This window comes from Rhizobium sp. 05N49, from assembly GCF_056396805.1.
Genome location: NZ_JBFTME010000003.1, coordinates 429,918 through 451,305 on the forward strand (window position 1 = coordinate 429,918; position 21,388 = coordinate 451,305).

Genomic DNA, 21,388 nt, shown 5'->3' on the forward strand with positions numbered 1-21,388 from the left:
AAACCTTGCAGCAATTAGGCGACTTGTGTCCGAACACTTTCGTCGCGGCGCAGATATACCAACAGAAGCGAGATCGCTGCGGGTGTCATGCCTTCCACCTTCAGAGCCTGCGCTATATTCGCGGGCTTCCGGATGTTCAGCTTGTTCTTCAACTCGTTCGAAAGTCCAGACAGGCTACTGTAGTCAAAGTCCATGGGAATCGCTCGCGCCTCATCGCGCCGCTGCGCCTCAATGGCAGCGGCCTGACGATCCATATAAACCGAATAACCCGCCTCAATCTCTAAGGCCTCCGAAACCTTCCGTGAGAAAGCGTGCAAATCCCCCCAGACATGTCCCAAATCCGAGAACGTATACTCGGGATAGGACAGGAGTTCATAGGCGGTTCTGCGCTGGCCATCCAAGTTAATGTTAAGCCCAACCTTTCGGGCCTCATTCGGCGTAACTGACAGAGACTGAAGCAATGCCCTCCCATTCTCCAGTTCGTCCTGGAATGCCGCAAAACGAACACGGCGTTCGGAGGAAACACAACCCAGTTCGATCGCTGCGGGCGTAAGCCGCGCATCGGCATTGTCCGCACGAAGCGTCAATCGATATTCAGCCCGAGACGTGAACATTCGGTACGGTTCCGTAACACCTCTCGACGTCAGGTCGTCTATCATAACGCCGATATACGAGTTTGTGCGGCTGAATATGAACGGCTTCGAGTTCCCGCTCGACAATGCCGCGTTGAGGCCCGCGGCAAGGCCTTGCGCACCTGCTTCTTCGTAACCTGTCGTCCCATTGATCTGCCCCGCCAGGAAGAGCCCGGGAAGCTTCTTGACTTCTAACGTCGCCGTCAACTCACGTGGATCGACATGATCATATTCAATCGCGTAGCCCGGGTGCAATATCTCCACGCGCTCCAAGCCTGGGATAGTGCCAATAAACGCGGCCTGCACATCTGCCGGTAGAGATGTTGAAATTCCATTCGGATAAACGGTGTCGTCATCGAGCCCCTCTGGCTCAAGAAAGATCTGGTGCCCGTCTCTCTCGCCAAATTTGACGAGCTTATCCTCAATCGATGGACAGTAGCGCGGACCGACACCTTCAATCTGACCAGAATACATCGCCGATTTCTGCAGATTGTCGACGATGATGCGATGCGTCGCTTCGGTGGTCCTCGTTACACCGCATTCGACCTGTGGATTTGTGATACGGTCCGTCATGAAGGAGAACGGAATCAACTCATCATCCGCTGCCTGGCGCCCGACTGATCCCCAATCAATCGTCTTCCCGTTCAGTCGAGCCGGAGTCCCGGTCTTAAGGCGGCCCAGCTTCAAACCCAATCGGAGAAAGGTCATCGAAAGCCCCAAAGAAGGCGGCTCTCCCGTGCGGCCTGCCGGTGTCTTTACGCTTCCTATATGGATGAGCCCCCGCAGGAACGTGCCCGTCGTTATGACAACAGATGGGCTCGCGATGAGCCTCCCGTCCTTCATCATTACGCCAGCGACTCGATTGTCTCTAATGTCTAGATCAAAAGCATCGCCCTCGATCACGTCGAGGTTCTCGATGGCTTCAATGGCATCCAGCATAGCAAGACGATAGAGTTTACGATCTGCCTGTGTCCGTGGACCGCGAACAGCCGCACCCTTCTTCTTGTTCAACATTCGGAACTGGATGCCCGCTGCATCGGCAATACGGCCCATAAGACCGTCCATCGCATCTATCTCGCGGACGAGATGGCCTTTACCGAGGCCGCCGATGGCTGGGTTGCAGGACATTATTCCGATTGTATCGCGTCGATGCGTGATCAAGGCAGTCTTTGCACCCATCCTGGCAGCCGCAGCAGCTGCTTCGGATCCGGCGTGACCGCCTCCGATTACGATAACGTCATAACTGCAGGCGCTCATGCGCTACTCCACAAAAGGTTTCACGTGAAACTCTGCATCTACTGCGATCCGTGTTCCACGTGAATCATTTACCGATACAGAACTCAGAGAAGATGACGCCGAGAAGATCTTCAACATCCACTCGTCCTGTAATACGTCCCAAATAGTCACCCGAGAGCCTCAACGACTCCGCTCTGATCTCCAAACTCTGCTCCGTCTGATCGATCGCCACCGAGAGGGCAGTCAGGCACTTCGCAAGCGAATCCCTGTGGCGCTCCCGTGTTGGAACAGCGAGGGACAATCCCCCAAACTTCTGTTCAATAGAGGAGAAAACGAAGTCCCGAAGTTCCGGAAGACCTTCACCGGTCAACGTCGAGATCTGAAGATCGTAGGAAGCAGCCGAAGGATATAGGTCTCGCTTGGTCCCGACAATAACATGCGAAGGTGCGCGTTCCAAGTCGGCGGCGTCTATCGGATTCGATGATCCGATGTCTGCCAGAAAAAGTACGAGATCCGCGTTGGTCAATGCTACCTGCGCTCTCCTGATACCTTCCTGCTCCACGATATCGGCCGTATCCCGCAGGCCGGCAGTGTCATAGAGCCTGACTAGATAGCCGTTCAAATTGATATCGACATGGAGAACGTCGCGCGTCGTGCCCGCGATTTCGGTGACGATTGCCACGTCTTTCTGCGCGAACCAGTTCATAAGGCTCGACTTCCCGGCGTTTGGGGCGCCCGCAATAACAACCTTGAAGCCGTCGCGAACGATTTCCCCCATATCCGCGTGCGAAAGATGATCCTGGATCTCTCGGCGAAGTTCTATGAGGGATATCCAGATTTGATCTGAAACGGAGCCTGGAACGTCGTCTTCGTCCGGAAAGTCGAGTTCGGCTTCAATTAGGGCACGAGAGCGCGTAATTCGTTCCGCCCACGAATCGTATAGTCGCGACACTCCTCCCGAACTCTGTTCGAGTGCCAACCGGCGCTGCATCTCCGTCTCGGCGGCGATAAGATCTGCCAGACCTTCGACTTCGACAAGATCAAGCTTGCCATTTTCAAAGGCACGGCGGCTGAACTCGCCCTGCAGTGCAAGTCGGGTATCTGGGAACGCCGCCAGCTCCTGGGACAGAGCCGATATAACGGCTCTTGAGCCGTGGATCTGAAATTCTGCTGAATCCTCGCCGGTAAAAGAGGCCGGGCCGGGAAAGAAAAGGATCAGACCGGTATCGATGGGAAAACCGTTCCGAGTCCGAATCGTTCGATATGACGCCATTCGCGGCGATGGAATCTCACCGGCCAATGCGTCCAAGATCACAGTGGTTTGCGGGCCACTGACACGAATGACGGACACGCCTGACGGCGCCGCACCGCTCGAAAGAGCAAATATGGTATCGTTCCACGCTTCCATGGACCTCGGCCTATCGGTTCGCTTCCGAATCTATCTGAAACAGAAAAGGCTGGCGGTCGTATAAACGACTCACCAGCCTCAATCTGAGGAATCCGGCTAATAATCAGGTATTCATCGAGTCGAAGAAATCACCATTATTCTTCGTCTGTTTCAGCTTGTCGATAAGGAATTCAATCGCATCCGTCGTGCCCATCGGAGCGAGAATACGACGCAGAACGAAGATCTTCTGCAGATCCTGGCGCGGCACGAGCAGGTCTTCCTTACGCGTACCGGACTTGAGAATGTCCATGGCCGGGAAGATACGCTTGTCSGCGACCTTGCGGTCGAGGACGATTTCAGAGTTGCCGGTGCCCTTGAACTCTTCGAAGATGACTTCGTCCATGCGGCTGCCGGTATCGATAAGAGCCGTCGCGATAATGGTCAGCGAGCCGCCTTCCTCGATATTGCGGGCCGCGCCGAAGAAGCGCTTCGGGCGCTGCAGCGCGTTGGCGTCGACACCACCCGTCAGAACCTTACCGGACGAAGGAACGACGGTATTGTAAGCGCGGCCGAGACGGGTGATGGAATCGAGCAGGATGACAACGTCGCGGCCGTGTTCCACGAGACGCTTGGCCTTTTCGATCACCATTTCGGCGACCTGCACGTGCCGAACCGCTGGCTCGTCGAATGTGGAAGAGATAACTTCCCCACGGACCGAACGCTGCATGTCCGTGACTTCTTCCGGGCGTTCGTCGATCAGCAGAACAATCAGATAGCATTCCGGATGGTTCGCTGTAATCGAGTGCGCGATATTCTGCAGGAGAACCGTTTTACCCGTACGCGGGGGAGCAACGATAAGACCGCGCTGGCCCTTGCCGAGAGGCGCTACGAGATCGATGACGCGCGGCGAGAGATCTTTCGACGTCGGAACATCCAGTTCCATCTTGAACCGCTCGTTCGGATAGAGCGGCGTCAGGTTGTCGAAGTGAACCTTATGACGGATCTTTTCGGGATCGTCGAAATTGATCGTGTTGACCTTGAGGAGTGCGAAATAGCGTTCACCCTCCTTCGGACCACGGATCGGACCCTCGACCGTGTCGCCGGTCTTCAGCGAGAAGCGACGAATCTGGGAGGGGGAGATGTAGATATCGTCCGGTCCGGGCAGGTAGTTAGCATTTGCGGAACGCAGAAACCCGAAACCATCCTGCAGGACTTCAACGACGCCTTCGCCGATGATTTCGATATCCTGGCTGGCAAGAACCTTGAGGATTGCGAACATGAGCTCCTGCTTGCGCATCGTGCTCGCATTCTCGACCTCGAGCGATTCGGCAAAAGCCAGAAGATCCGTCGGGGATTTACTCTTAAGTTCCTGAAGCTTCATTTCAGCCATGAAGTGACCAATACTCTTTATTTTAGAAGGGGAAAGGCGATGTTGGGTCGTATTCGGTACTGCGAAAGGGGCTCGCAGGCGACTGAACTCTACACACATGCCACGAAGATGAGATGCGCGGAAAATAGCGAGTCACAACCCGGCCCGCAAGGGGGCTGCTTAAAATGACTGAAATTTAACCGCAGCCGCCTCCGACCTTAAAAAGGCTTTACCACGACGAGGATAACAATGAGGATCATCAAGACCGTCGGAGCCTCGTTCATGAAGCGCCAATAGCGGGCCGAACGGCGGTTTTCGTCACGTTCAAAGGCGCTTACGGCCTTGCTGAAGAAAACATGGACCAGCGTCAGAAGAACCACGAGCCCAATCTTGGCATGCAGCCAGCCGCCCTGGAAACCATACACTGACCAGGCGAGATAAAGGCCGAGAATCCAGGTCAGCATCATGGCCGGGTTCATGATGATCCTGAGCAACCGCCGCTCCATCACCTTGAAGGTTTCGGATTGCGCCGAACCCGGCTCCGCATCCGTATGATAGATGAAAAGCCGTGGCATATAAAAAAGCCCCGCCATCCAGGAAATCACCGCGATGATGTGAAGCGCCTTGATCCACAGATAGAGATTATCCGGGTTCCAGGCGAAAAGCCCGACGGCCAGAAGTGCAAAGAAGATCAGCGCAAAATGGGCGCGCCGGCGCGCATAGACGCCTGGTCGCTTATCCGTTTGCTTCTCCACTACGCTACCCTCGCGCCACGCACGCGCTCGACAAGCCGGCGTACATTCTCCGGATCCGCCTGCGGCGTAATGCCATGCCCGAGATTGAAGATCAGCGGTCCGTTTCCGAGCACCTGAAGAATATCGTCGATACCTTCCTCCAGTGAGCGACCGCCAGCCACGACACGCATTGGATCGAGATTGCCCTGCACTGGTCCGTCCTTCTGCAGCTCGGCCGCAAAGGCAAGCGGTACGGCCCAGTCGAGCCCGATCGCATCAGCCCCGGTCTTCTGCCGGTAGGTCTTGAGCATATAGCCCGCACCTTTGGCGAAAGCGATGATCCGCGCCTGCGGTCGCCGCGACCTGATTGAAGCGATCATGCGCGCCACCGGACGGATTGCGAAAGCTTCAAATTCCTTCTCGCCGAGAACACCGGCCCAGGAATCGAAGATCTGCACCGCATCAGCACCCGCATCGATCTGAGCCACGAGATAGTCGGCAGAGACATCCGCAAGCAGCATCAGCAAATGCTCGAACGCACGCGGATGCCTATACGCGAACAGACGCGCAGGCGCCTGGTCAGGTGTGCCGCGGCCAGCGATCATATAGGTCGCAACCGTCCAGGGAGCGCCGCAGAAGCCGAGGAGCGTCGTGTCTGAAGGCAGCTCATTCCTCAGACGCTTTACCGTCTCCAGCACAGGCTGCAGGTAATCGACGACATGTTCCCCGTCGAGCCCAGCGATGCCCGTCTCGTCAATCGGATCCATCTCCGGGCCATGCCCCTCGGTAAAACGCACATTGCGCTTCATCGCATCAGGAATGACGAGGATATCCGAAAACAGGATAGCGGCGTCAAAGCCGTAGCGCCGTATCGGCTGAAGGCTCACTTCGACTGCATGGTCAGGCGAATAACAGAGATCGAGGAAACTTCCTGCCTTCGCGCGCGTTTCCCTGTACTCGGGCAGATAGCGACCTGCCTGTCTCATGAGCCAGAGGGGAGGGGGCGAGAGGGTTTCTCCGTCGAGAACCCGCATGATTTTCCGGCGCGTTTCGTTCAAGCGCTTCTTCCCTATAAAAATCCAAAGATATTTTAAAAGGTTTCTATTTCTTAGAGTCGGTGTCTATCAAGGATTAAAATCCATCCACTGACAGCGCGATTTGTCACGCCCGCGGCGCTGACGAGGATCGAAAATGCTGCACCTCTGAAGAAAATGGTGATTGCTTCGAATCCGGTAAAGATTCCAAAGCCTTCCAAGCTTTCACTTTGGCCCTCAACTTGTGGACAAGCTGTGCATCATCTCGGAAGGGATGAATATCATCCCCACAGTCCACAAGCGTCTCCGGAGTGACGCTCGAAAGTTCCGGATGTGGATAATCGGGCATGTTTTCCCTTGCCTCGATCCCCGCCCCGCCATTAGCTCTTCGCTGTCCAGTCTTTTCAACAGGCAGCGGAAAATAGCGTGGAGAACAGAACGAACTTCTTCCATCTGCATCTGATTTCTGACTCGACCGGCGAGACTCTGATCTCCGCCGGCCGCGCCGCTTCGGCCCAGTTCAAGTCGTCTCAGCCGATCGAGCACGTCTATCCGCTGATTCGAAACCGCAAGCAGCTGATGCCTGTCCTTCAAGCGATCGACAGTGAACCCGGCATTGTTCTCTACACGATCGTCGATCCCGAGCTTGCCAGCATCATTGATGAACGCTGCGCGGAAATGGGCGTTGCCTCCGTCAACGTGCTGGAACCTGTCATCGGCGCGTTCCAGATCTATCTTGGAGCTCCCTCGAGAAGGCGGGTCGGGGCGCAGCACGTCATGAATGCCGGCTACTTCGCGCGCATTGAAGCACTGAATTTCACGATGGATCACGACGACGGCCAGATGCCCGAGGATTATAATGAAGCCGATGTCGTCATCGTCGGCATCAGCCGCACGTCGAAGACGCCGACCAGCATCTATCTCGCAAACCGTGGCATCAAGACTGCGAATATCCCGATCGTCTACGGCGTGCCTTTGCCCGAAGCTTTGGCGACCGCGACGAAACCCTTGATCGTCTGCCTCATCGCCACGACGGACCGGATTTCTCAGGTCCGGGAAAATCGCCTTCTCGGCTCAACGCCTGGTTTCGACCGGGAACATTATACCGACCGTGCCGCAATCTCGGAGGAGCTGAAATATGCGCGCTCCCTTTGCGCTCGCCACAATTGGCCAATGATCGACGTCACCCGGCGCTCGATCGAGGAAACCGCAGCGGCAATCGTTGCCCTGCGCCCAAAGCTGCGTTAAGCGCTGAACGACTGAATCGCTCTCGAGGACCTAGATGACACCGAAGCTCGTTCTCGCATCATCGAGCCCGTTCCGGCAGATGCTGATGAAAAATGCTGGCTTGGCTTTTGAAGCCCATGCCGCTCACATTGACGAACGGGCAATCGAAGCACCTCTGGAAAAATCGGGCGCTACGCCGGACGAGGTGGCACTCGTTCTAGCCGAGGCAAAAGCGGGTGAAGTCAGCCGGCGCTTCGGTGGTGCCCTCGTCATCGGTTCGGACCAGACAATGTCACTTGGTGCCCAGGTCTTTCACAAGCCGAAGGACATTGCGGATGCCGCCAACCATCTGCGCATGCTAGGCGGCAAAACGCACCGCCTGAATAGCGCAGTCGCCATCGTCAGAGACGGCGAGGTCTTATGGCAGCATGTGGCACATGCCGAACTCGCGATGCGCCCGCTGACTGATGATTTCATTGCGCGCCATTTGAACCGCGTCGGATCAAAGGCGCTGGCAAGCGTCGGCGCCTATCAGCTTGAGGGAGAGGGGATCCAGCTGTTCGAGAAGATCGACGGAGACTACTTCACGATCCTCGGTCTGCCCATGCTGCCCCTCCTTGCAAAACTCCGGGAACTGGATGCGATTGATGGATGATTCACGTGAAACACATGGGCCGAAGGCGTTTGTCACGGGCTTTCCCGTCAAGCACTCGCGCTCACCATTGATCCATGGCTACTGGTTGAAGACCCTCGATTTGCCCGGCAGCTACCGCGCGCATGAGGTCGCACCGGAAACCTTTGCAGATTTTATCGTCTCTTTAAGAACCGGCAGCGCCGGTTTCGTCGGCGGCAATGTCACGATTCCCCATAAGGAGATGGCGTTCAAACTCGCTGACAGGCCGGATGAGCTTTCGGAAGAACTCGGCGCCTCGAATACGCTGTGGCTGGAGGACGGGCAAATACTCGCGACCAATACGGATGGTCGCGGCTTCACCGCCAATCTCGATGAGCGCCATCCGGGATGGGACCGGCATGACCGGGTCGTCATCTTCGGCGCCGGCGGTGCAAGTCGCGCCGTCATCCAGGCGGTCCGCGACCGCGGCTTCAAGGAAATCCATGTCGTCAACCGCACCGTAGAGCGGGCGCAAGAACTGGCCGATCGCTTCGGTTCGAAAGTCCATGCCCACCCGACCGCAGCTCTCGGCGAAGTGATGAAAGGGGCAGGCCTCTTCATCAACACCACCTCTCTCGGCATGGACGGCGAGGCAGCGCCCGCCATCGATTTCTCTGCGATGCTCTTGGACGCAGTCGTTACCGACATTGTTTATGTGCCGCTGAAAACACCGATCCTCGCACAGGCCGATGAACAGGGTTTTGCCGTCGTCGATGGCCTCGGCATGCTCCTGCATCAGGCAGTTCCGGGGTTTGAAAAATGGTTCGGCAGGCGGCCCGTCGTCGATGAAACGCTACGTGCACTGATCATTGCAGATATGGAAAGACACTGATGCTGAAGATCGGCCTCACCGGCTCCATCGGAATGGGCAAGTCGACAACGGCGAAGCTCTTTGCCGAAGCCGGTGTCGCGGTCAACGATTCGGATGCTGTCGTACACGATCTCTATGCCGGCGAGGCAGCACCTTTGGTCAACGCTGCTTTCCCCGGTACAATGAAGAACGGTGTCGTCGACCGTGAGCAACTTGGCCGCCAACTCGCTCGAGATCCAACTGGCTTCAAGCGGCTCGAAGAGATTGTTCATCCCCTGGTGCGCAAGCGGGAGAGTGAATTCCTGGCACGGCAGAAAGAGGTGGGAGCAGATATGGTCGTGCTCGACATCCCCCTGCTTTTTGAAACCGGCGCGGAAAAGAGGGTGGATGTCATTGTCGTTGTCAGCGCCGATCCACAGATTCAGCGGGAGAGGGTGCTTGCGCGACCGAACATGACGGAAGAAAAATTCAATATGATTCTCTCCCGCCAGATGTCGGATGCGGAAAAACGCCGTCGGGCCGACTACATCGTGGATAGCAGCCACGCCATAGAGACGACGAGAGAACAGGTGGCAGATATCGTCGCCGACTTGAAGAAGCGGATAGCGAAGGAAGAAGTCCCGCATGCGTGAGATTATTTTCGATACGGAAACCACCGGCCTCGACAACCGCATGGACCGCATCATCGAAATCGGCGGCATCGAACTCTTCAATCATTTCCCGACAGGAAGGACGCTTCACCTTTTCGTCAATCCGGGTGATCAGAAGGTCCATCCGGATGCGCTCGCCGTTCACGGCATCACAGACGAGTTCCTGAAGGACAAGCCGCCCTTTGCCGATGTCGTCGAGGAGATCCTGGAATTCTTCGGCGACGACGGCAAGTGGATCGCCCACAACGCCACTTTCGACATGGGCTTCGTGAATGCCGAGCTTGCCAGGCTTGGCCAGCCGCCGATCCTGCCGGATCGCGTGATCGACACGCTCTCTCTTGCTCGCCGCAAGCATCCGATGGGACCGAACTCGCTCGACGCTCTCTGCCGCCGGTATGGCATCGACAACTCGCACCGTACCAAACACGGTGCTCTCCTCGACTCCGAACTTCTCGCCGAAGTCTACATAGAAATGATCGGCGGCCGGCAGGCTGCACTGGGGCTCGGCGTCGCAGGATCTGCGAGCCAGAACAAGGACAATGCCGAGGCGGACGAAGTTGTGGTCGCAGCCATCATGGAGAGACCGCGGCCCCTGGCGCCGCGATTGAGCGAAGCGGAAGCCGAGGCCCATCAGGCCCTGATCGCCAAGCTTGGTCAAAAGGCGGTTTGGTCGAAATACGAACAGCTCAACTGAAAATAAAAATGCCCGGACAAAAGCCGGGCATCTGATTTCGAGGGCCTGTAAAGAAGGGCTTAGTTCGGAACGGCCTGAACCTTGGAACGGGCCTGCTCTTCAGCAACACGCTGCGCGAACATCTGCGCGAAGTCGATCGGATCGATCATCAGCGGCGGGAAGCCGCCATTGCGCGTGACGTCGGCAATGATCTGGCGCGCAAACGGGAAGAGCATGCGCGGGCACTCGATGAAGAGAACCGGCAGCATGTGTTCCTGGGGGAAGCCGGCAACGCGGAAGACGCCGCCATAGACGAGTTCGGTGTGGAAGACCGTCTTGTCGCCTTCCTTGGCTTCGGCAATCAGCGAAAGCACGACATCGAAATCCGTGTCGGACAGCGGATTGGCGTTGACGTTCACATTGATGTTGATCGCCGGTGCCTTGTCGCGGGCCTGAAGCGAGCGCGGTGCGCCCGGGTTTTCGAAGGAAAGATCCTTGACGTACTGGGCAAGGATCGAAAGGGTCGGGCTCGTTGCGCCGTTGCTGTTGTTGTCGTCTGCCATGGGCTTTTCCTCGAGGGGCATTGGATGGTGCCGCCATCTAACATTTCGGGGAGGGGCTTACAACCCTGGGCCTCCGGGGCAGTTAACGTGCCTCGGCCCTAGTCGCCGAGCCTTTTTCCGGACCAAGGTGAGTTTTCGTTCGGTTGGCGATGATAGTCCTCTTCATCGAGATCGACCACCTTTGAATCGCTTGGCTTGCCCGGCCGGTTCTCAAAATCCGGACGCGACGATGCGGAGAAGCCTCCGCCGCTGGTGCCGACGACGACGAAACGCTTCGCAATCGACCGCCAGAGCAGGTTGCGAACCTGCGGGATAAGAAGCAGGATCGCCAGAATATCCGAGAGAAAGCCGGGGATGATGAAGAGCAGCGCCGCGATCACGTTCATTGCCGGATTGAGCAATTCCCGTCCGGGCATGGTACCACCACGCCCCTCGGCAGACATGCGGCGCAGGATGCTGATACCTTGCCGGCGCAAGAGGAACGAACCGATGACAAAGCCAAGCAGGACAAGCGCCAGCGTCGCGGCGAGTCCGACTGCGCGGCCGACAATCACGAAGCCGGCGATCTCGGCAAGCGGCAGAAGCAGCGCGAAAACCGGCAGCATGGAAAAACGCATCTCTTTATCCCGAGCGGCCCGGGCTCCTCTTGGCACTGGCAAAGATAACAGCCATGATTTGAATCATTCGTATAGCCGGACTATATGGGGTTAGAAATCAGGGATGTTAACAGCGAACGGCGGGATATGAGTTCAAACGACTTCATCACATTATTTTTCTTGGTGGCGGCGGTGCTGATTTTCTTTCAGCTTCGGTCCGTTCTTGGACGCCGCACCGGAAATGAGAAGCCGCCGCGTGATCTCTATACGCCACGGGATGCTGTGCAAAACGATAGCGCCGATGCCGGCAAGGTCGTAACCCTGCCGCGGCGCGATGTGAACGGAGAAGAGGAAGATCGCTTTTCCGCCATCGACGCCTTCGCGCCGGCAGGCACGCCGCTGAACGAATCGCTGCGCGCGCTCAACAGAGCCGATGCCTCCTTCGACCCGAAGGAATTCTTGAACGGCGCCCGGATGGCCTACGAGATGATCGTCATGGCCTTTGCCGATGGCGATCGCAAAACGCTGAAGAATCTTCTCTCCCGGGAAGTCTATGACGGCTTCGATGCGGCGATCACCGATCGCGAAAGTAAGGGCGAGAAGATGAAGTCCACTTTCGTGGGCATCGACAAGGCCGAGATCACCCATGCCGAGACCAAGGGCAGCGAGGCGCAAATCACTGTGCGCATCATCAGCCAGCTGATCTCAGCGACTTACGACAAGAGCGATGTGCTGATCGATGGCGATGCCGAAAATGTCGCCGAGGTCAACGATCTCTGGACCTTCGCTCGCGATACGCGATCGCGTGACCCCAACTGGAAACTCGTCGCGACCGAATCGGAACATGAGTGACGCAGCCGGCTTTGCCCTTCAGGCAGTCAGTTTCGACGCATTGAAAGGCTGGAGGGATGACGATCCCTCCAGCCTTTTTGAAGTCATGGCTGCCTGTCGCCGCCATATTTCCGAAACGAAACACTATCGTAGCGGGTCGCTGGGGCTGAGTTCAGCAGACCTCCTTCCATTGCTGGAGGAAGCAGAGGCGTTTCGTCCGTCTTCGGCCGACGACGCGCGTGCCTTTTTCGAGAAGCACTGTCAGCCATTTCGGATTGTCCGGGCCGACGGCGCTACCGGTTTCGTCACCGCCTTCTACGAACCCGAAATCGAAGTTTCCGACAGGCGGGACGCGACCTACCGGTTTCCGATCTACCGGCGACCGGACGATCTTGTCGACCTCGACGATCAAAATCGTCCCGGCAATCTCGATAGTTCCTACGCATTCGGGCGTCTGCGTGACGGGCTGATCGATGCCTATCCGGATCGCGGCGACATCGATCAGGGCTATCTCGAAGGCCGTGGTCTCGAGATCGCCTGGGTAAAATCGAAGGTCGATCTTTTCTTTGTCCATGTGCAGGGCGCTGCCCGGCTGCGCTATCCGGATGGCAGACTTGGCCGCATCACCTACGCCGCAAAAGCCGGTCATCCATTTTCGGCGATCGGCAAGCTTCTGATCGACCGCGGCGAGATCGACCGCGCGAAAATTTCGATGCAGGCGATCCGTGCGTGGCTTGCCGCTCATCCGGACCAGATCGACGAAGTCCTCTGGCATAACCGGTCCTATATTTTCTTTCGGGAAACAGCGGTTAACGATGCAAATGCCGGGCCGATCGCCGCCGCGAAAGTGCCGCTGCCCGCAGGGCGTTCGCTCGCGGTCGACCGCCTGATCCACACATTCGGTTTTCCATTTTTCATCCGCTCCGAAACCCTGACACACCTTGATGCTGGCAAGCCGTTTCAACGGCTGATGCTGGCGCTGGACACCGGTTCGGCAATTGTCGGTCCCGCGCGCGGAGATATTTTCACTGGTTCGGGCTATGATGCAGGAGAGTTGGCGGGAACGGTACGCAACGATGCCGATTTCGCAATTCTCATCCCCAATGCCGCTGCAGCGAGGTTCCTCTGATGGCGAAGGACCGCAAGCTCAGTGCAGACGAGAGAATCCTCTGGGGCAAGGTCGCCCGCAGTACCCGGCCCATGCCCGGCAAGACGAATGAATTGACTGCCCTCGATGCCTTCTTGGCGGAGGCTGAAGCGGCGGCCGAACAGGAAAAAGTAGAAAAGCAGAGGGCGGCCACACCGCTTCCGCAGCAAGCAGTAGCCCAGATACCCGCAAAACAGCCCTCGGGCGTCCACCATCCGCTTGAGCGTCCGGTCAAGCGCAAGATTGCCAAGGGTAAGCTGGCGCTGGAAGCACGGATCGATCTTCATGGCATGGTCCAGAGTGAGGCGCATTCATTTCTGCTCGATTTCCTGATCCGCGCGCATGAACGCGGCATGCGGCATGTCCTTGTCATCACTGGAAAAGGCAGTTCAATGGGCAGCGAAGGCGCCTTGAAGCGCGCAGTGCCGCTCTGGTTTTCCAAGCCGGAATTTCGTTTTCTGATTTCGTCATATGAACCTGCGGCCCAACATCATGGTGGGGCGGGCGCCCTCTATATCCGCCTCTCGCGGCGGGCCGGGGAAACTTTGTGACGCCGTTTGCCGAAGCAGTCCGCAAGCTGCGCGCCCGCAAGGGCGTCACGCAGAAAGAGATGGCTGCGGCGCTCAATGTCTCGCCGGCCTATCTCTCGGCGCTCGAGCACGGAAAGCGCGGTGTGCCGAGCTTCGATCTGCTGCAGCGCATCGCAGGCTACTTCAACATCATTTGGGATGAGGCCGAGGAACTCTTCCTCGTTGCCGGCTCTTCCGATCCGCGCGTGGTGGTCGATACCTCGGGCCTGCCGCCCGAATATACCGAATTTGCCAATCGTCTGGCCAAGCGAATCCGCAGCCTTGACAGCGGCGATATCGCCCGGTTATCGGCGCTTCTTGAAAATGGCGGCAAAGTGGACGGAAAAGCGTCATAATCCCCTGATTTATGCCTTGTTTTAGGGCCTTGCCATTGGGAACTCGCTGCAAAAAACCTATATTCGACATTGAAAAAGCCGGTGATTCGCAAGGCGCGCCGTTGCTGACGACAACAGGGAAAATCTCGACAGAATGACCGATGCACCCGCGACGGAAAACGGCGTAAACACCGAATATGGCGCAGATTCCATCAAGGTCCTGAAGGGCCTCGATGCCGTGCGCAAACGCCCCGGCATGTATATCGGCGATACCGACGACGGCTCGGGCCTCCACCACATGGTCTATGAAGTCGTCGATAACGCGATCGACGAAGCGCTGGCCGGCCACGCCGATATCGTCACCGTTTCGCTCAATCCGGATGGTTCTGTGACCGTGACGGACAACGGCCGCGGCATTCCGACCGATATTCACAGCGGCGAAGGCGTATCGGCAGCCGAAGTCATCATGACCCAGCTCCACGCCGGCGGTAAGTTCGACCAGAATTCCTACAAGGTTTCCGGTGGTCTGCACGGCGTCGGCGTTTCGGTCGTCAACGCACTCTCCGTCTGGCTGAAGCTGAAAATCCGTCGCCAGGGCAAGGTTCATGAGATGAGCTTCACCCACGGCGTAGCGGATGCTCCGTTGAAGGTAACGGGCGAAGCGGGCAACGAGACCGGCACGGAAGTCAGCTTCATGCCGAGCAGCGGAACCTTCACGATGACGGAGTTCGACTACGGCACGCTCGAGCACCGCCTGCGGGAACTCGCCTTCCTCAATTCCGGCGTCCGCATTCTGCTGACGGACAAGCGTCACTCCGACATCAAGCAGGAAGAGATGGTCTATGACGGAGGTCTCGAAGCCTTTGTTTCCTATCTCGACCGTGCCAAGAAGCCGCTTGTCGAAAAGCCCGTCGCGATCCGCGGCGAGAAGGATGGCATCACCGTCGAGGTGGCCATGTGGTGGAACGACAGCTATCACGAGAACGTGCTTTGCTTCACCAACAACATCCCCCAGCGCGATGGCGGCACGCATATGGCCGGCTTCCGTGCCGCATTGACGCGTCAGGTCGTTTCCTATGCCGATAATTCCGGCATTACGAAAAAGGAAAAGGTGACGCTGCAGGGCGAAGATTGTCGCGAAGGTCTGACCGCAGTCCTGTCGGTTAAGGTACCGGATCCAAAATTCTCATCGCAGACGAAAGACAAACTTGTTTCGTCGGAAGTTCGCCCTGTCGTAGAAAGCCTCGTCAATGAGGCCTTGAATACCTGGTTCGAGGAACATCCGAGCGAAGCCAAGATTCTCGTCGGCAAGGTCGTCGAAGCCGCTGCCGCCCGTGAAGCAGCCCGCAGGGCACGCGAACTGACACGCCGCAAGGGTGCGCTCGATATCGCCTCGCTGCCCGGCAAGCTTGCCGACTGCTCGGAACGCGATCCGGCCAAGTCAGAAGTCTTCCTCGTCGAGGGTGATTCCGCAGGCGGTTCTGCAAAGCAGGGGCGCTCGCGCGAAAATCAGGCGATCCTGCCACTGCGCGGCAAGATCCTGAATGTCGAGCGTGCCCGCTTCGACAAGATGCTCTCCAGCCAGGAAATCGGTACGCTGATCACTGCGCTCGGCACCGGTATCGGCAAGGACGAGTTCAATGCCGAGAAGCTGCGCTACCACAAGATCATCATCATGACGGATGCCGACGTCGACGGCGCCCATATCCGCACGCTGCTGCTCACCTTCTTCTTCCGCCAGATGCCGGAACTGATCGAGCGCGGCCATCTCTATATCGCCCAGCCACCGCTCTATAAGGTCTCGCGCGGCAAGTCGGTCCAGTACGTCAAGAACGAAAAGGCGCTGGAAGATTATCTGATCGGCCAGGGTCTGGAAGATGCGGCGTTGAAGCTCGCCAGCGGCGAAGTCCGTGTCGGCCAGGATCTGAATGAGGTCATTCACGATGCCCTGCGCCTGCGCGCGCTGCTCGACAACCTGCATTCGCGCTACAATCGTGCGGTCGTCGAACAGGCGGCCATCGCCGGCGCGCTCAATGCCGAAACCGTCAGCAATGCCGAGCGCGCCCAGGAGCTGGCAAGCGAGGTGGCCAAGCGTCTCGACATCATCGCCGAGGAAACCGAACGCGGCTGGGAAGGCAACCTCACCAGCGAGGGCGGCATTCGCCTGGAGCGCATGGTTCGTGGCGTCAAGGAAGTTGTTGTACTCGACATGGCGCTGATCGGCTCGCAGGATGCCCGTCTTATCGATCAGCTGACGCCACGCATGAAGGAAATCTATCAAACGCCACCGGCACTGAGCCGGCGTGATGGTGATGTCGAAATTTCCGGTCCTCGCGCTCTTCTCGATGCGATTTTTGCAAGCGGCCGCAAGGGGCTGACGATGCAGCGCTACAAGGGTCTCGGTGAAATGAATGCCGAGCAGCTCTGGGAAACGACGCTCGATCCGAACGTTCGCTCGCTGCTGCAGGTCAAGGTCAACGATGCGACCGATGCCGACGGTCTCTTTGCTCGCCTGATGGGCGATGAAGTCGAACCGCGCCGCGAATTCATCCAGGACAATGCGCTGAGCGTTGCAAACCTAGATATCTGACCTGAAACCGGTCACGAAAAAGCCCCGCAGCCATCAGCTTGCGGGGCTTTTTATTTGGCGATCAATCGTTGCCGATGAAATGGCCGTTGAAGACGACCTCCGAGAGCGGCTTTCGCTGGCTCGGAAATTCGCGTTCGCGGTTACGCTCGGAAAGGGTGTTCTTATCGGCGATGCGACCGACGGCAATGCCCGCTTCGACGCGGTAACCATCGGGAACACCGAGCTTTTCCTTGATCTCGTCATGCTTGATGCCGCCCATGCCGTGGGCATAGAAGCCGGAAATGCGGGCCTGCATGGCAAGGTGGCCCCAGGCTGTGCCGGCATCGAAAGAGTGCGTATAGCTTGACCGTCCCTCGCTGCGAGCCCCGTTGAAACTGCGCGAAACCACAAAGATCAGCGCTGAAGCGTTCTTCGCCCATTCCTGGTTGGATTCGACGAGCAGGCTCACGAACTCTTCCCAATGCTCCGAGCCCTTCAATGCGTAAAGGAACCGCCAGGGCTGCATATTCGCGGAGGATGGTGCCCAGTGCGCGGCATCGAGCAGTGTCAGAAGCTGGGTTTCTTCGATGGTCTCACCGGTAAAGGCGCGTGGTGACCAACGCTCGAGAAACATGGGGTCGATTGGATATTGGGATTCACGGTTGTTGGCTTTCGTCATGCTGGCTTCCGGAAGTTAGCGATGGATGGAGGATTCCATTGCGGATATCGCTCAAGTGATATTTCCGTAGCCGCTTGCTTGGCAAGCAAAGTTTGATCGCGGCCAGTGCACAATCTGTTTCCAGAAATTGATCTTACGCGCGCGAAGAACTGCCGGTAAAGCAGCATCAATCCGATCGATCAGGAGATACGGGATGTTGGTGAATGGGAAATGGACCGAGGACTGGCAGCCGGTCCAGGCCAAAGATGAGAAGGGTGGTTTCGTCCGCCAGATATCGAGCTTCCGTAACTGGGTAACGCCTGACGGCAGCGCTGGCCCGACGGGTGAAGGTGGTTTTGTCGCTGAAGCTGGCCGCTATCATCTCTATGTCGCTTATATCTGCCCCTGGGCTTCGCGCACGCTGATCGGCCTCAAGCTTAGGGGCCTGGAGGACGTCATCTCGGTTTCAATCGTCGAGCCGACACTCAGCAAGCAGGGTTGGCGTTTCGGCGATTATCCCGGTGCTACCGCCGATGACCTGAACGGCGCCGCCTACATGCATGAGATCTACACGAAAGCGGATTCCGGCTTCACCGGGCGCGCGACTGTGCCGGTTCTCTGGGACAAGAAGCGCGGCACCATCGTCAACAACGAATCCTCCGATATTCTGCGCATGCTGAACAGCGGTTTTGGTGATCTTGCCCGTGGTGACATCGATCTCTATCCGGCCGCTCTGCGTAACGAAATCGATGCCTTCAACGAGCGCATCTATCCCTCCCTGAACAACGGTGTTTATCGTACCGGCTTTGCAACGACCCAGGTCGCCTATGAAGAGGCTTTTGCTGAGGTTTTCGCTTGCCTCGACTGGATTGAACCTCAGTTCGACGGACGCAACTTTCTCTTTGCCGAGCATCCAACGGAGGCCGACATCCGCCTGTTCGTCACGCTGGTGCGTTTCGACGTCGCCTACCACGGTCTCTTCAAGTGCAACCTGCGGCGTTTGTCGGATTACGCCAATCTTCGGGCCTTCTGCCGGCGGATGCTGGATTGGCCCGGCATTGCCGAGACCGTGAATTTTGATCACATCAAGCGCGGCTATTATTCGATCGAGAGCCTCAATCCCACGCGGATCGTCCCGATGGGTCCGGAGCTCGCCGAAATTTTCTAGATAGGCGTACCGCTTCCGCGGAAAGTCATAATGACACCGATGAATAATTCGTTCATAGGTGGCGCACCCCGCTTTCCATGAGGAGGATATTCATGAAGCTGATGCGCGTTGGAGAAGCGGGCCGCGAAAAGCCGGCCCTGCTTGATGCCGATGGCAAGATCCGCGATCTTTCTGCCCATGTCGCCGATATCGGCGGCGAGGCGATCACGCCGGCAGGTCTTGCAAAGATAGCTGCCCTTGATCCGAAGAGCCTGCCGGAACTGTCGCCCGGTCGTATCGGCGCCTGCGTTGCCGGCACCGGCAAATTCATCTGCATCGGCCTGAATTACTCAGACCATGCGGCTGAGACCGGCGCGACTGTGCCGCCCGAACCCGTCATCTTCATGAAGGCAACGTCGGCGATCGTCGGCCCGAACGACAATGTCCAGATCCCGCGCGGTTCCGAAAAGACCGACTGGGAAGTCGAGCTTGGTGTCGTTATCGGCAAAACCGCCAAGTATGTGAGCGAAGCCGAGGCCCTGGATTATGTCGCCGGCTACTGCGTCTCCAACRACGTCTCCGAGCGCGCCTTCCAGACCGAGCGTTCCGGCCAGTGGACCAAGGGCAAGTCCTGCGACACGTTTGGGCCGATCGGCCCTTGGCTCGTCACCAAGGATGAGGTCGGGAACCCGCAGGACCTCGGCATGTGGCTCAAGGTCAACGGTCAGACGATGCAGGACGGCTCCACCAAGACCATGGTCTATGGCGTCGCTTTCGTCGTGTCCTATCTCAGCCAGTTCATGTCTCTGCAGCCGGGCGATGTTATCTCGACCGGCACGCCTCCGGGTGTCGGCATGGGCATGAAGCCGCCGCGTTTCCTGAAGGACGGCGACGTTGTCGAACTCGGTATCGACGGCCTCGGCACTCAGAAGCAGCTCTTCGTAGCGGATCGTTAACTGTTTTTCCGGCTGAAAAGCTTAAACTTTGTGCACCAAGATATTGCCGGGGATCAATTTCCCGGCATTTTTCTTTCGAACTGTAATGTTATGTTGCTGTGCAACAAAAACCTGTTAGCCTACGTTGATGTGCCAGCGTTAACGGAAAGAGTCCGGCGCCCTTCAATCGGCGCCGTCTTTGCCGGATAGAGAAAGGTGGCGCCCTCCATGTTCTACCAGCTTTATGAATTAAACCATGCAGCGTTGGCTCCCTTCCGCGCTGCAGCCGATATGATGCGTTTTGCCTATGCCAATCCGTTGAACCCCTTCTCGCAGACACCGCTCGGTCGCACCATTTCGGCTAGCCTCGAAATGTTCGAGCGCACGACGCGCCGTTACGGCAAGCCGGAATTTGGGCTCAACGAGACCGTCATCGACGGCAAGAAGGTTGCGGTTCGCGAGGAAGTGGTCTGGACGCGTTCCTTCTGCAGTCTCCTGCATTTCTCTCGCGATGTGCCGGCCGGCCATAGCGGCGACCCGCGCATCCTCATCGTAGCACCCATGTCCGGCCACTATGCGACGCTACTGCGCGGCACCGTCGAAGCTCTTTTGCCCAGTGCTGATATCTATATTACCGACTGGGTCGATGCCCGAATGGTGCCTATGACGGAAGGTACTTTCGATCTTTCCGATTACATCGATTACGTCATCGAGATGCTGCATTTCCTTGGCCATGACACGCATGTTATCGCCGTCTGTCAGCCCTCGGTGCCGGTCCTCGCAGCTGCTGCGATCATGGAAGAGGCCAAGGATCCGCTCGCTCCGTCGTCGATGACGCTGATGGGTGGCCCGATCGATACCCGTATCAATCCGACGGCTGTCAACAAGCTTGCCAAGGAGCGCCCGCTCGAATGGTTTGCCGACAATGTCGTCATGAATGTACCCTGGCCGCAGCCGGGCTTCATGCGCCCCGTCTATCCGGGTTTCCTGCAGCTTTCCGGCTTCATGTCGATGAATCTCGATCGCCACCTGATCGCTCACAAGGAATTCTTCATGCATCTCGTGAAGAACGACGGCGAGCCGGAAAAGCATCGCGATTTCTACGATGAATATCTGGCCGTCATGGATCTGACCGCGGAATTCTACCTCCAAACGGTCGATCAGGTCTTCATGAAACACGCGCTGCCGAAGGGCGAGCTGATGCATCGCGGCAAGCGGGTCGATCCCTCGGCAATCCGTAACGTCGCTCTGCTGACCGTAGAGGGCGAAAACGACGATATCTCCGGTGTAGGCCAGACACACGCAGCCCAGACCATCTGCGTAAACATCCCCGAGCACATGCGCATGCATTACCTGCAGCCGGATGTCGGCCACTATGGCGTTTTCAATGGTTCCCGCTTCCGCCGCGAGATCGCGCCGCGCATCGTCAGCTTCACGCGGCAGCACTCGCGCGCCAAGAAGCCACCGGTCCAGCGCGTCATCAAGGGCGGCAAATCGGCGTGAGTTAGAAAACGCTGATTTAATGCCATCGATTCAAGGCTTTGCTCGATTTAACCTGATATCGTCTTGAAGGCCGGTTCAGCGGTAACCATCTGTTTTTTCAGCACTCGGC

Annotated in this window: 21 protein-coding genes; 13 read left to right on the forward strand and 8 right to left on the reverse strand. The window is 57.5% G+C overall.

The window, feature by feature from the left end:
• Positions 1-14 precede the first annotated feature (14 nt).
• The 5 genes from mnmG to hemE form a co-directional block, all read right to left on the reverse strand.
• Entirely contained in the window at positions 15-1,889 is a 1,875-nt protein-coding gene (mnmG, locus tag AC1DF8_RS09300; protein WP_478153081.1) for a tRNA uridine-5-carboxymethylaminomethyl(34) synthesis enzyme MnmG, read from the reverse strand.
• A gap of 64 nt (positions 1,890-1,953) precedes the next feature.
• Complete coding sequence (gene mnmE, locus AC1DF8_RS09305; RefSeq protein ID WP_478153083.1) at positions 1,954-3,276, reverse strand: tRNA uridine-5-carboxymethylaminomethyl(34) synthesis GTPase MnmE; 1,323 nt, start codon at positions 3,274-3,276, stop codon at positions 1,954-1,956.
• A 103-nt stretch (positions 3,277-3,379) separates the two neighbouring features.
• Positions 3,380-4,645, reverse strand: coding sequence for a transcription termination factor Rho (rho, locus tag AC1DF8_RS09310; RefSeq protein WP_029868909.1), 1,266 nt, complete (start codon positions 4,643-4,645; stop codon positions 3,380-3,382).
• A gap of 197 nt (positions 4,646-4,842) precedes the next feature.
• Entirely contained in the window at positions 4,843-5,379 is a 537-nt protein-coding gene (hemJ, locus tag AC1DF8_RS09315; RefSeq protein WP_113013458.1) for a protoporphyrinogen oxidase HemJ, read from the reverse strand.
• Positions 5,379-6,416 carry a uroporphyrinogen decarboxylase gene (gene hemE / locus AC1DF8_RS09320; RefSeq protein WP_478153086.1) on the reverse strand — a complete coding sequence of 346 codons (1,038 nt, stop codon included), beginning with the start codon at positions 6,414-6,416 and terminating at the stop codon, positions 5,379-5,381. The genes hemJ and hemE overlap by 1 nt, the downstream gene beginning before the upstream one ends.
• 402 nt (positions 6,417-6,818) lie before the next feature.
• On the opposite strand from hemE, the gene AC1DF8_RS09325 reads away from it, so the two are divergent.
• Genes AC1DF8_RS09325 through dnaQ form a run of 5 tightly spaced genes read left to right on the forward strand, consistent with a single transcriptional unit; the run spans position 6,819 to position 10,447 of the window.
• Complete coding sequence (locus tag AC1DF8_RS09325) at positions 6,819-7,640, forward strand: pyruvate, water dikinase regulatory protein (RefSeq protein ID WP_112970674.1); 822 nt, start codon at positions 6,819-6,821, stop codon at positions 7,638-7,640.
• A gap of 34 nt (positions 7,641-7,674) precedes the next feature.
• Positions 7,675-8,274, forward strand: coding sequence for a Maf-like protein (locus tag AC1DF8_RS09330; protein WP_029868816.1), 600 nt, complete (start codon positions 7,675-7,677; stop codon positions 8,272-8,274).
• A complete protein-coding gene (locus AC1DF8_RS09335; RefSeq protein WP_478153089.1) occupies positions 8,267-9,124 on the forward strand; it encodes a shikimate dehydrogenase in 858 nt (285 codons plus the stop codon). The genes AC1DF8_RS09330 and AC1DF8_RS09335 overlap by 8 nt, the downstream gene beginning before the upstream one ends.
• Positions 9,124-9,735 carry a dephospho-CoA kinase gene (gene coaE, locus AC1DF8_RS09340; protein WP_113204244.1) on the forward strand — a complete coding sequence of 204 codons (612 nt, stop codon included), beginning with the start codon at positions 9,124-9,126 and terminating at the stop codon, positions 9,733-9,735. Before AC1DF8_RS09335 ends, coaE begins: the two co-directional genes overlap by 1 nt.
• On the forward strand, positions 9,728-10,447 hold the full coding sequence (gene dnaQ / locus AC1DF8_RS09345) for a DNA polymerase III subunit epsilon (protein ID WP_113013464.1): 720 nt from the start codon (positions 9,728-9,730) through the stop codon (positions 10,445-10,447). Before coaE ends, dnaQ begins: the two co-directional genes overlap by 8 nt.
• Positions 10,448-10,506: 59 nt before the next feature.
• Here dnaQ and secB read toward each other — a convergent pair whose 3' ends face one another.
• Positions 10,507-10,989, reverse strand: a complete 483-nt coding sequence (gene secB / locus AC1DF8_RS09350; protein WP_112544967.1) for a protein-export chaperone SecB — start codon at positions 10,987-10,989, stop codon at positions 10,507-10,509.
• 98 nt (positions 10,990-11,087) lie between these two features.
• A complete protein-coding gene (locus AC1DF8_RS09355; protein WP_112970669.1) occupies positions 11,088-11,606 on the reverse strand; it encodes an FxsA family protein in 519 nt (172 codons plus the stop codon).
• A gap of 126 nt (positions 11,607-11,732) precedes the next feature.
• Between AC1DF8_RS09355 and AC1DF8_RS09360 the strand changes: the two genes are divergently transcribed.
• The 5 genes from AC1DF8_RS09360 (at position 11,733) to gyrB (ending at position 17,057) form a co-directional block, all read left to right on the forward strand.
• Positions 11,733-12,437, forward strand: coding sequence for a Tim44/TimA family putative adaptor protein (locus AC1DF8_RS09360; RefSeq protein WP_112544969.1), 705 nt, complete (start codon positions 11,733-11,735; stop codon positions 12,435-12,437).
• Positions 12,430-13,545, forward strand: a complete 1,116-nt coding sequence (gene mltA / locus AC1DF8_RS09365) for a murein transglycosylase A (protein ID WP_478153093.1) — start codon at positions 12,430-12,432, stop codon at positions 13,543-13,545. The genes AC1DF8_RS09360 and mltA overlap by 8 nt, the downstream gene beginning before the upstream one ends.
• The gene (locus AC1DF8_RS09370) at positions 13,545-14,114 is read left to right on the forward strand and encodes a Smr/MutS family protein (protein WP_112970667.1); all 570 of its coding nucleotides are present in this window, start codon (positions 13,545-13,547) and stop codon (positions 14,112-14,114) included. The genes mltA and AC1DF8_RS09370 overlap by 1 nt, the downstream gene beginning before the upstream one ends.
• The gene (locus tag AC1DF8_RS09375; RefSeq protein ID WP_112544972.1) at positions 14,111-14,488 is read left to right on the forward strand and encodes a helix-turn-helix domain-containing protein; all 378 of its coding nucleotides are present in this window, start codon (positions 14,111-14,113) and stop codon (positions 14,486-14,488) included. The genes AC1DF8_RS09370 and AC1DF8_RS09375 overlap by 4 nt, the downstream gene beginning before the upstream one ends.
• A gap of 133 nt (positions 14,489-14,621) precedes the next feature.
• Complete coding sequence (gyrB, locus tag AC1DF8_RS09380) at positions 14,622-17,057, forward strand: DNA topoisomerase (ATP-hydrolyzing) subunit B (RefSeq protein ID WP_183888853.1); 2,436 nt, start codon at positions 14,622-14,624, stop codon at positions 17,055-17,057.
• Between the two features lie 61 nt (positions 17,058-17,118).
• Here gyrB and AC1DF8_RS09385 read toward each other — a convergent pair whose 3' ends face one another.
• Positions 17,119-17,715 (reverse strand): nitroreductase family protein, encoded by a 597-nt coding sequence (locus AC1DF8_RS09385; protein WP_478153096.1) that lies wholly within the window; start codon positions 17,713-17,715, stop codon positions 17,119-17,121.
• Positions 17,716-17,908: 193 nt separating this feature from the next.
• Here AC1DF8_RS09385 and AC1DF8_RS09390 point away from each other — a divergent pair, with 193 nt between their 5' ends.
• The 3 genes from AC1DF8_RS09390 to AC1DF8_RS09400 all read left to right on the forward strand — a co-directional run bounded on the left by AC1DF8_RS09390 (position 17,909) and on the right by AC1DF8_RS09400 (position 21,279).
• Complete coding sequence (locus tag AC1DF8_RS09390) at positions 17,909-18,862, forward strand: glutathione S-transferase family protein (protein ID WP_112544975.1); 954 nt, start codon at positions 17,909-17,911, stop codon at positions 18,860-18,862.
• A 92-nt stretch (positions 18,863-18,954) separates the two neighbouring features.
• Positions 18,955-19,797: a fumarylacetoacetate hydrolase family protein gene (locus tag AC1DF8_RS09395; protein ID WP_478153098.1), complete on the forward strand. Its 843-nt coding sequence runs from the start codon at positions 18,955-18,957 to the stop codon at positions 19,795-19,797.
• A gap of 207 nt (positions 19,798-20,004) precedes the next feature.
• Positions 20,005-21,279 carry a polyhydroxyalkanoate depolymerase gene (locus AC1DF8_RS09400; protein WP_112970664.1) on the forward strand — a complete coding sequence of 425 codons (1,275 nt, stop codon included), beginning with the start codon at positions 20,005-20,007 and terminating at the stop codon, positions 21,277-21,279.
• Positions 21,280-21,388 lie beyond the last annotated feature (109 nt).

Bases quoted from the DNA above. Each gene is read 5' to 3' on its own strand.
- dnaQ (WP_113013464.1), top strand. From the start codon at position 9,728: ATGCGTGAGATTATTTTCGATACGGAAACCACCGGCCTCGACAACCGC.
- gyrB (WP_183888853.1), top strand. From the start codon at position 14,622: ATGACCGATGCACCCGCGACGGAAAACGGCGTAAACACCGAATATGGC.
- AC1DF8_RS09370 (WP_112970667.1), top strand. From the start codon at position 13,545: ATGGCGAAGGACCGCAAGCTCAGTGCAGACGAGAGAATCCTCTGGGGC.
- AC1DF8_RS09400 (WP_112970664.1), top strand. From the start codon at position 20,005: ATGTTCTACCAGCTTTATGAATTAAACCATGCAGCGTTGGCTCCCTTC.
- coaE (WP_113204244.1), top strand. From the start codon at position 9,124: ATGCTGAAGATCGGCCTCACCGGCTCCATCGGAATGGGCAAGTCGACA.
- AC1DF8_RS09330 (WP_029868816.1), top strand. From the start codon at position 7,675: ATGACACCGAAGCTCGTTCTCGCATCATCGAGCCCGTTCCGGCAGATG.
- AC1DF8_RS09335 (WP_478153089.1), top strand. From the start codon at position 8,267: ATGGATGATTCACGTGAAACACATGGGCCGAAGGCGTTTGTCACGGGC.
- AC1DF8_RS09360 (WP_112544969.1), top strand. From the start codon at position 11,733: ATGAGTTCAAACGACTTCATCACATTATTTTTCTTGGTGGCGGCGGTG.
- AC1DF8_RS09390 (WP_112544975.1), top strand. From the start codon at position 17,909: ATGTTGGTGAATGGGAAATGGACCGAGGACTGGCAGCCGGTCCAGGCC.
- AC1DF8_RS09355 (WP_112970669.1), bottom strand. From the start codon at position 11,606: ATGCGTTTTTCCATGCTGCCGGTTTTCGCGCTGCTTCTGCCGCTTGCC.
- AC1DF8_RS09385 (WP_478153096.1), bottom strand. From the start codon at position 17,715: ATGACGAAAGCCAACAACCGTGAATCCCAATATCCAATCGACCCCATG.
- mltA (WP_478153093.1), top strand. From the start codon at position 12,430: ATGAGTGACGCAGCCGGCTTTGCCCTTCAGGCAGTCAGTTTCGACGCA.
- mnmE (WP_478153083.1), bottom strand. From the start codon at position 3,276: ATGGAAGCGTGGAACGATACCATATTTGCTCTTTCGAGCGGTGCGGCG.
- mnmG (WP_478153081.1), bottom strand. From the start codon at position 1,889: ATGAGCGCCTGCAGTTATGACGTTATCGTAATCGGAGGCGGTCACGCC.
- secB (WP_112544967.1), bottom strand. From the start codon at position 10,989: ATGGCAGACGACAACAACAGCAACGGCGCAACGAGCCCGACCCTTTCG.